The 8,936-nt window shown below is 64.5% G+C and carries 10 protein-coding genes; 8 read left to right on the plus strand and 2 right to left on the minus strand.

Translation table 11 applies throughout. From position 1 onward, the window contains the following. Positions 1-99: 99 nt before the first annotated feature. From ACWA1U_RS05705 to ACWA1U_RS05740, 8 genes are all read left to right on the plus strand, one after another. Positions 100-1,023, plus strand: coding sequence for an SIS domain-containing protein (locus ACWA1U_RS05705; RefSeq protein WP_463724375.1), 924 nt, complete (start codon positions 100-102; stop codon positions 1,021-1,023). A gap of 8 nt (positions 1,024-1,031) precedes the next feature. After that, positions 1,032-1,997 carry an ROK family protein gene (locus ACWA1U_RS05710; protein WP_463724376.1) on the plus strand — a complete coding sequence of 322 codons (966 nt, stop codon included), beginning with the start codon at positions 1,032-1,034 and terminating at the stop codon, positions 1,995-1,997. Continuing rightward, positions 1,994-2,974 carry a 1-phosphofructokinase family hexose kinase gene (locus tag ACWA1U_RS05715; protein ID WP_463724377.1) on the plus strand — a complete coding sequence of 327 codons (981 nt, stop codon included), beginning with the start codon at positions 1,994-1,996 and terminating at the stop codon, positions 2,972-2,974. The genes ACWA1U_RS05710 and ACWA1U_RS05715 overlap by 4 nt, the downstream gene beginning before the upstream one ends. Before the next feature lie 36 nt (positions 2,975-3,010). Next, positions 3,011-3,856: a class II fructose-bisphosphate aldolase gene (locus ACWA1U_RS05720; protein ID WP_463724378.1), complete on the plus strand. Its 846-nt coding sequence runs from the start codon at positions 3,011-3,013 to the stop codon at positions 3,854-3,856. Between the two features lie 37 nt (positions 3,857-3,893). After that, the gene (locus tag ACWA1U_RS05725; protein WP_463724379.1) at positions 3,894-4,691 is read left to right on the plus strand and encodes a DeoR/GlpR family DNA-binding transcription regulator; all 798 of its coding nucleotides are present in this window, start codon (positions 3,894-3,896) and stop codon (positions 4,689-4,691) included. A gap of 145 nt (positions 4,692-4,836) precedes the next feature. Beyond that, positions 4,837-5,970 carry an L-talarate/galactarate dehydratase gene (locus ACWA1U_RS05730; protein ID WP_463724380.1) on the plus strand — a complete coding sequence of 378 codons (1,134 nt, stop codon included), beginning with the start codon at positions 4,837-4,839 and terminating at the stop codon, positions 5,968-5,970. A 42-nt stretch (positions 5,971-6,012) separates the two neighbouring features. Beyond that, positions 6,013-6,714: a FadR/GntR family transcriptional regulator gene (locus ACWA1U_RS05735; RefSeq protein ID WP_463724381.1), complete on the plus strand. Its 702-nt coding sequence runs from the start codon at positions 6,013-6,015 to the stop codon at positions 6,712-6,714. 10 nt (positions 6,715-6,724) lie between these two features. Next, a complete protein-coding gene (locus tag ACWA1U_RS05740) occupies positions 6,725-7,000 on the plus strand; it encodes a glutaredoxin family protein (protein WP_463724382.1) in 276 nt (91 codons plus the stop codon). On the opposite strand, the gene ACWA1U_RS05745 is transcribed toward ACWA1U_RS05740, so the two are convergent. Continuing rightward, the gene (locus tag ACWA1U_RS05745; RefSeq protein WP_463724383.1) at positions 7,001-7,402 is read right to left on the minus strand and encodes a universal stress protein; all 402 of its coding nucleotides are present in this window, start codon (positions 7,400-7,402) and stop codon (positions 7,001-7,003) included. 9 nt (positions 7,403-7,411) lie between these two features. Further along, a complete protein-coding gene (locus ACWA1U_RS05750) occupies positions 7,412-8,929 on the minus strand; it encodes a tripartite tricarboxylate transporter permease (RefSeq protein ID WP_463724384.1) in 1,518 nt (505 codons plus the stop codon). Between the last annotated feature and the right edge of the window lie 7 nt (positions 8,930-8,936).

Below are 8,936 nucleotides of genomic sequence, written 5' to 3' on the forward strand. Positions count from 1 at the left end.
GCGTCGGCACCAACTTGCATACTCCTGTAGACTGAAAGTGATTGATACGTCAGACTAAAGACCACTTTCAATCATTACCAGATTTCTTCAGGAGAGTACATGACCCAGCAGCTTGCTCCAGTTCCTCAAGCCCAGCCCGGCGCCCATATGGAAAGCGAGCTGATGTCCCAGCCAGAGGTCTGGAAGGTCGCCGCCCCGCAAGCACGTGACGAGCAGTTGCTGCCCGCCGACGGCGCCCGGGTTGCCGTAGTCGGCTGCGGAACGTCCTGGTTCATGGCTCAGGCCTACGCCACTTCGCGTGAGGCCGCCGGCAAGGGCATCACCGATGCCTTCGCAGCGTCCGAGGCTCCTGACCTTGCTGCACGCGGCTATGACGCCATCGTTGCGATCACCCGCTCCGGCACCACCACCGAGGTGCTGCACCTGTTGCGCAAGTACAAGGGCCAGATCGCCAGTGTCGCAATGATCGGTGACACCACCTCCCCGATCGTGGGCCTCGCAGATCTGGTGATCGAACTTCCATACGCCGATGAGTTGTCGGTAGTACAGACCCGCTTCGCAACTTCAGCACTGGTTTACCTGCTCTCCTCACTCGGCGCGGATGTCAGCGGAGCCATCACCGATGCCCGCAGCGCGCTCGCAGAGGAAACCAGCTCCGAGCTGCTGAACGCCGAGCAGTTCACCTTTCTCGGGACCGGTTGGGCCATTGGCCTGGCACACGAGGCCGGCCTGAAGATGCGTGAAGCTGTGCAGGGATGGACCGAGTCCTACCCCGCCATGGAGTACCGCCACGGCCCCATCTCCATTGCCGCACCGGGCCGCGTTGTCTGGCTTTTCGGTGACGCCGTTGAGGGGCTCGCGGCAGACGTCGCAGCCACCGGAGCCCAGTTCGTCCACTCCACCAGGCACCCCCTTGCGGAGCTTGCACTGGTGCACAAGGTAACGCTGGACCGTGCCCTTGCACGCGGACTCAATCCTGATCTGCCCCGCAACCTCACCCGTTCGGTTATTCTGGACGCCTGACCGTCCCGATGACCGCAGGAGAACTCACCATCCCAGTTGATGACCCCGTCCTCGGGTCTGAGGATGTCATTCTCGCCATTGACGTTGGTGGCACTGACACGAAGTCAGCGCTAATGGATTCATCAGCAACGCTTGTCGACATCAAACGTCGGCCCACACCCCTCAGGGCGGAAGGCTCCGGCGACGCCGTGGTTGAAAGCGTCAGCACCACGCTTGATGAGTACCGCCTGGCCTGGCCCGATAAGAACATCCGTGCGGTCGGGCTCATAGCGCCCGGGCTCGTGGACGAGCACAACGGTGTGGGTCTCTTCTCCGCAAATCTCGGCTGGCGCAATTACCCTTTCGCTGACAACGTCGGAGCGGCTACGGGCCTTCCGGTGACTTTCGGGCACGACGTCGGTGCGGCAGGCGTCGCCGAAGTTCGGCTTGGCGCGGCACGGGACCTCGACGACGTCGTCGTCTTGATCATTGGCACCGGCATTGCCGGCGCGGTGTTCTGCGGTGGCCAGCGTGTCCTGGGCGGAGGTTTCGCCGGCGAGCTTGGCCACGCAGAGGTGCCGGGCGGTGAGCCCTGCCTGTGTGGCGCGCACGGCTGCCTGGAGACGCTCGGTTCGGCTGGCGCCATTGCACGCCGTTACGCGACACTGTCCGGGCGGGCCGTCAGCGGTGCCCGCGAGGTGCTGCAGCTACAGGCGTCCGGTGATCCGCAGGCAGACAAGGTGGTCACCGATGCCGTTGATGCCCTTGCCTTCAGCATCTGCCAACTCTCAGCCGTGCTCGGCACGGAAGCGGTGGTGATCGGCGGCGGGTTGGCCCAGGCCGGCGAGCAGCTGTTCGGGCCACTGAACGCCGAGGTGGACAAGCGGTTGTCCTTCCATCGCCGCCCCCGCTTGCTGGCTGCGAGCATGGGCCAGGACGCAGGCCTGATCGGCGCCGGTCTCCAGGCCCGGGATCTCCTTGGAGCCCGTCGATGACCATCCCGGGTATGGGCTTCACAGAGACGCTTCGCGGCCCTGTGGTTACGGTCACGCCCAATCCTGCTGTGGACCTGACCTACCTGGTGAACGGAATCAGTGCAGGGCACTCCCACCGCGTCAGCCGTCCGCTGAGCCGCGCAGGCGGCAAAGGCCTCAACGTTTCACGGGTCATCCATCAGGTTGGACTACCGTCCCTTGCGATTACGACGGCGGGTGGAACTTCCGGCGCGGAGTTCGAGGAAGAGTTGGCCGCCAGCGGCGTCCCGCATCGGCTGATCCGCACGGTGGCACCGACCCGGCGTTCCATGGCCTTCTTCGACCAGGCCGACGGTGAGACCAGTATTTTTAATGAAGAGGGCGCGCCGCTGGCGGAGGCCGAGTGGGCCAACCTTCGCGCCGCCGTCGAGCACGTTCTGCCAACTGCCGGTTGCATTGTCGGATCCGGCAGCCTTCCGGAGGGCGCTCCTGAGGACTTCTATCCGTCCCTGGTAGCGCTGGCGGCGTCGCTTGCGGTCCCGTGCCTGATTGACACTTCAGGCAGTGCGCTGCTGGACGCGGCCAGCGCCGGCGTTGACGCACTCAAACCGAACAACCACGAACTCCTCGAGGCAACAGGCGCGGACAACATCGACGTTGCGGCGGGAATGCTCCTGGACCGCGGCGCGAAACGGTTGTTCGTCAGCTGCGGTGCCGACGGCCTGCGCCTCTACCGGGCAGAAAACCGGTCCTCGGTCTGGAACGCGCGGCTCCCTGAGCGCCTTGCCGGCAATCCTACGGGAGCAGGAGACGCTGCGGTTGCGGCCATTTCGGTGATGCTTGCCGCGCGGATCACCGACCCAACCACCCTGCTGAGGAACGCGACCGCATGGTCTGCCGCGGCTGTCCTCATGCCGACCGCAGGCGAAATCCACCCAAGTTACCCACAGCTTGCCGATCAGGTGGAGCTGACTGAGCTCTCCCTGACCGACGGCTAGCACCCCGTCGACTGAGCGAAACCTGGAGCACGCGAGATGACACTGACACCCACGGCTGCCCTGATGCAGGCAGCAAGCGCTAACGGCACCGGAATCGGAGCTTTCAACGTCCTGCACCTTGAGACTGCGGAAGCCATCGTTGCCGGCGCGGAAGCCGCTGGCCTGCCCGTGATCCTGCAGGTGTCGGAGAACTGCGTGAAGTACCACGGCGGGCTGGAACCGGTCGGGCTGGCGACTCTCGCTGTTGCTCGCGCAGCAAAGGTGCCCGTTGGCGTGCACCTGGACCACGCCGAGGATCCTGAGCTGGCAATTGCGGCCGTGGACCTCGGATTCGGTTCCATCATGTACGACGGCGCCCACCTGGACTTCGCGGAGAACGTCGCCACGACCGCACGGGTTGCAGAATACGCCCGCGGGCGTTCGGTGTACGTCGAGGCCGAGCTCGGCAAGGTCGGCGGCAAGGATGGCGCACACGCGCCCGGCGTCCGGACCGATCCGGGCGAAGCGTCGGATTTTGTGTCGGCGACGGGCGTGGACGCCCTGGCCGTCGCCGTCGGCTCCTCCCACGCAATGACCGAACGCAGCGCAGAGCTGGACCTCGAGCTGATCAGGAACCTTCGAGCGGCGCTGCCGGTCCCGCTGGTGCTCCACGGTTCGTCCGGCGTGCCCGATGCGAGCATCGCCGCGGCAATACAGGCAGGCATGACCAAGATCAACGTTTCCACGCACTTGAACGGCTTCTTTACGCGGGCGGTGCGCGAAGCGCTAACAAACGACCCGGGCATGGTTGACTCTAGGAAGTACCTAGGCGCGGGGCGTCTTGCTATGGTGCCCGAGGTGTCGCGCCTGCTTACACTGTTTGCTGAACCATCGGCGCGCTAACTGCTTGACCAGTGTTACAACGGAAGGGTCCTCGAGGATGAAGAGAGCGGAGCGGCTCAGCGCTATCCTCGACCTGCTGGCGGAGTCCAGCCAGGTTGAGGTCGAGGACATTGTTGAGAAGCTTGAGGTATCCCCGGCTACAGCCCGGCGGGACCTGGACAGCCTCGCCTCCCAGCGGCTCCTGACCCGCACACGCGGTGGTGCCACCATCGAGACGGTGGCTTATGATCTCCCGGTCCGCTACAACAAGGACAACCAGACCGAGCACAAGCGAGCCATTGCGCACGCAGCCAGTGAGCTGATTCCGCGCGGCTCCGTCATCGGACTGTGCGGAGGTACCACCAGCACAGCCATCGCGTCGGTACTGAGCACGCGCCGTGACCTCATGGAGCCTTCGCTCAAGCCCACGCTGACCGTCGTCACCAACGCCATCAACATCGCAGCCCAGCTCGCGGTCCGTCCGAACATCAAGATCATGGTGACCGGCGGGATAGTCAACCCGAGGTCCTACGAGCTGGTGGGTCCCTACACCGACATCATCCTGCAGAATGTTGCGCTCGATTTCGCCTTCGTTGGGGTCAACGGGCTTGACCCGGAGGTAGGCCCGACCGTCAGCGACGAAGGCGAGGCTGCGGTCAATGCGCTGGTGGCCCGGCGCGCGTCGGCCGCCTATGTGATTGCGGATTCATCCAAGATCGGCGTGCGGTCCTTCGCAACGATGAACGGCTACGTTTTCAGCAACCTCATCACTGACTCGGGAATCACCCAGGACCAGATCAACGCGTTCGAGGAACAGGGCACGCACGTGATCGTCGCACCGCCCGTTGAGGACTAAGTCCAGTGCTCATAACCCCGGCCTGTTGGCCGGGGTTTTGTATATAGGCTCTTCGACCGAACGGTAGTGAGACGGCACTTGTCGGATAACTAACCAACTTGTACGATAGGTTGTGACCGGCTCATCCAATCCGAAGGCACCCCCAATGACCTACACACCCGACGCGATCCGCCACGTCAAACTGTCTACCGCAACACTTCCGCTGAAGACGGCCATTTCCGATGCGAAAGTCTTCACCGGCCGTCAGAAACCCATGACCGAAGTGGTTTTCCTGTTCGCCGAAATCCTCACCGAGCAGGGCCACAGTGGGCTGGGGTTCTCCTACTCGAAGCGAGCCGGAGGTCCGGCGCAGTATGCGCACGCCCGGGAAGTAGCCGAGGGGATGATCCGTGAGGATCCTAGCGACATCGCAAAGCTGTATAACAAGTTGCTCTGGGCCGGCGCCTCAGTGGGGCGTTCCGGCGTCGCGACGCAGGCGCTCGCCGCCCTCGACATCGCCCTCTACGACCTGAAGTCAAAGCGTGCCGGCCTGCCGCTCGCCAAGTTCCTGGGCGCGTACCGCGACTCCGTGCGGACCTATAACACTTCCGGCGGCTTCCTCAACGCCTCGATCAGTGAAGTGAAGGAGCGGGCCACGCAGTCGCTGGCAGAGGGCATCGGCGGCATCAAGATCAAGGTGGGGCTCCCGGATTCCGCCGAAGACCTGCGCCGGGTTGCTGCGGTTCGCGAGCACATCGGCCCGGACGTACCGCTGATGGTCGATGCCAACCAGCAGTGGGACCGCGCCACTGCACTGCGGATGGGACGCAAGCTGGAACAGTTCGACCTTGTGTGGATCGAAGAGCCGCTGGACGCCTACGACGCCGAAGGCCACGCCGCACTCGCAGCCGCACTGGATACCCCGATCGCCACAGGCGAGATGCTGGCCTCCGTCGCCGAGCATGAGCGCCTGATTGCCGCCCGCGCGTGCGACATCATCCAGCCGGACGCCCCACGGGTCGGCGGAATCACCCAATTCCTCCGGCTGGCAACGCTCGCGGACCAGGCCGGGCTGGACCTGGCGCCGCATTTCGCCATGGAAATCCACCTGCACCTCGCTGCCGCTTACCCGCGTGAACCGTGGGTGGAGCACTTCGACTGGCTGGATCCGCTGTTCAACGAGCGGCTGGAAACCCGCGACGGCCGCATGCTTGTCCCTGACCGGCCGGGACTGGGGTTCACGTTCAGTGACCAGGCGCGCGCGTGGACCACGGACTCAGTGGAGTTCGGCACCCGCTAGGGTGTGCTCCAGTTTGGGCAGCGCCGTGCCAGCATTGAAGCCATGAAGCAAACGCTCGCAGTCTCGCTGGTCGACAGCCTCCGACGCCGCATTGTGGACGGCGCCATTCCGTCCGGGGAGAAGCTGCCGAGCGAGAGTGCATTGATCAGCGAATTCGGTGTCAGCCGGACCGTGGTGCGGGAGGCCGTATCCCGGCTCCAGGCTGAGGGCCTGGTGTACACGCGGCGGGGGAGTGGCAGCTTTGCCCTCACCCCGCCGTCGGCCGACGAAGAGTCTGGCAGCGGTATGCGCCGGCCGCGCACCCTTGAGGAGCGCCGGGCCCTGCTCGCGTTCCGCATCGGGGTGGAGGGTGAGGCGGCGGCGCTCGCGGCAGCCAATGCCACACCCGTCATGATTGCGGCGGTGGATCATGCCCTCGCCGCGTTCGACGCCGCCGGCAATCACGCGGCCACGGCCGTCTCCTGCGACTTCGCATTTCATAAGGCGGTGGCGGAAGCCAGTGGGAACTTCTACTTCGTGGATGTGCTGCGGTCACTCGGTCCCGCGATGATCGCGATGCCTCCGCAGCGCCTCGAACCGGCCGACGACGACGGCGGCCCGCCGGAGCGCCTGCAGCGCGTCGCCTTCGAGCATCTCGCGGTGCGGAACGCGATTGCTGCCGGTGATCCGCTGACTGCGGCAGCCGCGATGCGCCTGCACCTGGCCAACTCGCGCGCCAGGCTGGATGGGGAAGCACGCGCCTAGGATTAGGGCTATGACAGCAGTTGAAAGTAACCCCAAACGCATCCGCATGTACGGCGCCGACTGGTGCCGCGACTGCATCCGCACCAAACGGCAGCTGAATGAGCTGGGCATCGAGTTCGAGTACATCGACCTGGTGGCCACCCCTGATGCGGCCGAGGACGCCCGGTCCATCTCCGGCAGGACCAACATCCCGGTGGTGGTCTATCCCGACGGTGCGCATCACGTCGAGCCGACCAACGCCGACGTTGAGGCTAAACTTCGCGAGCTGAACCTGCTCGCGGGCTGATCAGTCCCGCTCGGGCGGTTTCACCGCAAGGACCGGACGGTCTGCCTGCAGCAGGATCCGCTGCGCGTGGGAACCCATGATGAACTTGCCCACCTGGGTGCGCTGGCGCAGGCCGATGACTATCAGCGATACATCATGCTCGACGGCGAGCTCCAGAATTTCCTCCGTGAGGTCATCCCTGTGGGAGGGGCGAAGCACGCGGGAGGTGATGCCGGCGTCGTCGGCTGTGGCCTTCACCCGGGCGAGGTCCTCCTCGCTGGCGACGGACTTGTCCACCCGGGAACCCTCGCGCACGGAGTTGACGATCAACAGGTCTTCCTGCCGCAGCTTTGCCTCGGCGATCGCGGCGGAAACTGCCGCCTCGCCGACGGGGGTTGGAACGTAACCGACCAAGATGCTCACAATGTTCTCCTAGGAATCTGCGTTGACGCGGGTGGGTGACTGGTTACGGCGCTTGTCGAGACCGGCCTTGACCATGGGCCCTACGGCCACGAGAACAAAGAGGACCAGTAGGACTCCGGAGATGGGACGGGTGAAGAATCCGGAGACGTCACCTCCGAGTACCAGCAGGGAACGCCGGAGGTTGTCTTCGAGCAGGGCACCCAGGACGAAGGCGAGCACCAGCGGGCCGGGTTCGAAGCCGAACTTCTTCATGAGGTAGCCGAGCGCCCCGAAGAGGACGACGAGCAGTACATCAAACATCGAATTGCGGATGGTGTAGGCACCCAGGATGGTGATCAGGGCTGTAATGGGAGCAAGGATTGCGGCGCGCACCCGCAGGATCTTCACGAACAGGCCCACCAGCGGAATCGAGAGAATCAGCAGCAGGATGTTGCCGATGTACATGGAGTTCACCACGCCCCAGAACAGGTCAGGGTCTTCCGAGATGAGCTGCGGGCCGGGCGTGATGCCGTGGATCAGCAGCGCACCGAAGATGATCGCCATGGTGGCGTTGGCTGGAATACCAAGGGTAAGAAGCGGGATGAAGGAGCTCGTTGCAGCGGCATTGTTGGCGGTTTCAGGGCCGGCAACACCCTCGACCGCGCCTTTGCCGAATCGGGAAGGATCCTTGGCGCGCTTCTTCTCGACGGCGTAGGAGACCATCGAGGAGATCGTCGCGCCACCGCCCGGCAGAATTCCGAGGAAGAAGCCAAGCACCGAGCCGCGGCCGATCGCACCGGAGGACTTGCGCAGGTCCGCCCTGGAGGGCCACACATTGGCAACCTTCGCCGGCGCACTGGCGGCGCGGTGACGCTCCTCGAGGTTGTAGAGGATCTCGCCAAGGCCGAATAGGCCCATGGCGATGGGGACGAAGTCGATGCCGTCCGCGAGGCTCAGGTTACCGAAAGTGAAGCGTTCTGCGCCGGTGAAGACGTCCCGTCCCACGGTGGCCAGCAACAGGCCCACCGCCGCGGCGATCAGCGCCTTGATCTTGCTGCCGCCGCTGATGGTCGCGACCAGGAGGATTCCCACGAGGGCCAGCGCGGTGTACTCGGGCGGGCCGAAGTCGAGGGCAAAACTCGCAACGAGTGGGGCGAGGAACGTGAGGCCGATGATGGCGACGGTCCCGCCGATGAAGGAGCCGATCGCTGCGATACCCAACGCTGTTCCCGCTTTGCCCTGTTTGGCCAGGACGTAGCCATCGAACACGGTGACCACTGAACTCGCCTCACCGGGAAGCCGGAGGAGGACCGAGGTGATGGTTCCTCCGTACTGGGCGCCGTAGAAGATGCCAGCGAGCATGATGATTGCCGTGACGGGTTCAATCCCGTAGGTCAATGGGAGAAGAATGGCGATGGTTGCTGCCGGGCCGAGGCCTGGAAGCACGCCGATGAGCATGCCGATCACCACACCCATCAGGCAGTACAGAAGGTTCTGTGGGTCCAGAACGACGCCGAAGCCGTTGATGACCGGAGTGAAGAAGTCCATGACGGGT

The organism is Arthrobacter sp. TRD_SC_6, from assembly GCF_055361185.1.

Bases quoted from the DNA above. Each gene is read 5' to 3' on its own strand.
- ACWA1U_RS05720 (WP_463724378.1), top strand. From the start codon at position 3,011: ATGACACTGACACCCACGGCTGCCCTGATGCAGGCAGCAAGCGCTAAC.
- ACWA1U_RS05705 (WP_463724375.1), top strand. From the start codon at position 100: ATGACCCAGCAGCTTGCTCCAGTTCCTCAAGCCCAGCCCGGCGCCCAT.
- ACWA1U_RS05740 (WP_463724382.1), top strand. From the start codon at position 6,725: ATGACAGCAGTTGAAAGTAACCCCAAACGCATCCGCATGTACGGCGCC.
- ACWA1U_RS05750 (WP_463724384.1), bottom strand. From the start codon at position 8,929: ATGGACTTCTTCACTCCGGTCATCAACGGCTTCGGCGTCGTTCTGGAC.
- ACWA1U_RS05730 (WP_463724380.1), top strand. From the start codon at position 4,837: ATGACCTACACACCCGACGCGATCCGCCACGTCAAACTGTCTACCGCA.
- ACWA1U_RS05710 (WP_463724376.1), top strand. From the start codon at position 1,032: ATGACCGCAGGAGAACTCACCATCCCAGTTGATGACCCCGTCCTCGGG.
- ACWA1U_RS05715 (WP_463724377.1), top strand. From the start codon at position 1,994: ATGACCATCCCGGGTATGGGCTTCACAGAGACGCTTCGCGGCCCTGTG.
- ACWA1U_RS05735 (WP_463724381.1), top strand. From the start codon at position 6,013: ATGAAGCAAACGCTCGCAGTCTCGCTGGTCGACAGCCTCCGACGCCGC.
- ACWA1U_RS05725 (WP_463724379.1), top strand. From the start codon at position 3,894: ATGAAGAGAGCGGAGCGGCTCAGCGCTATCCTCGACCTGCTGGCGGAG.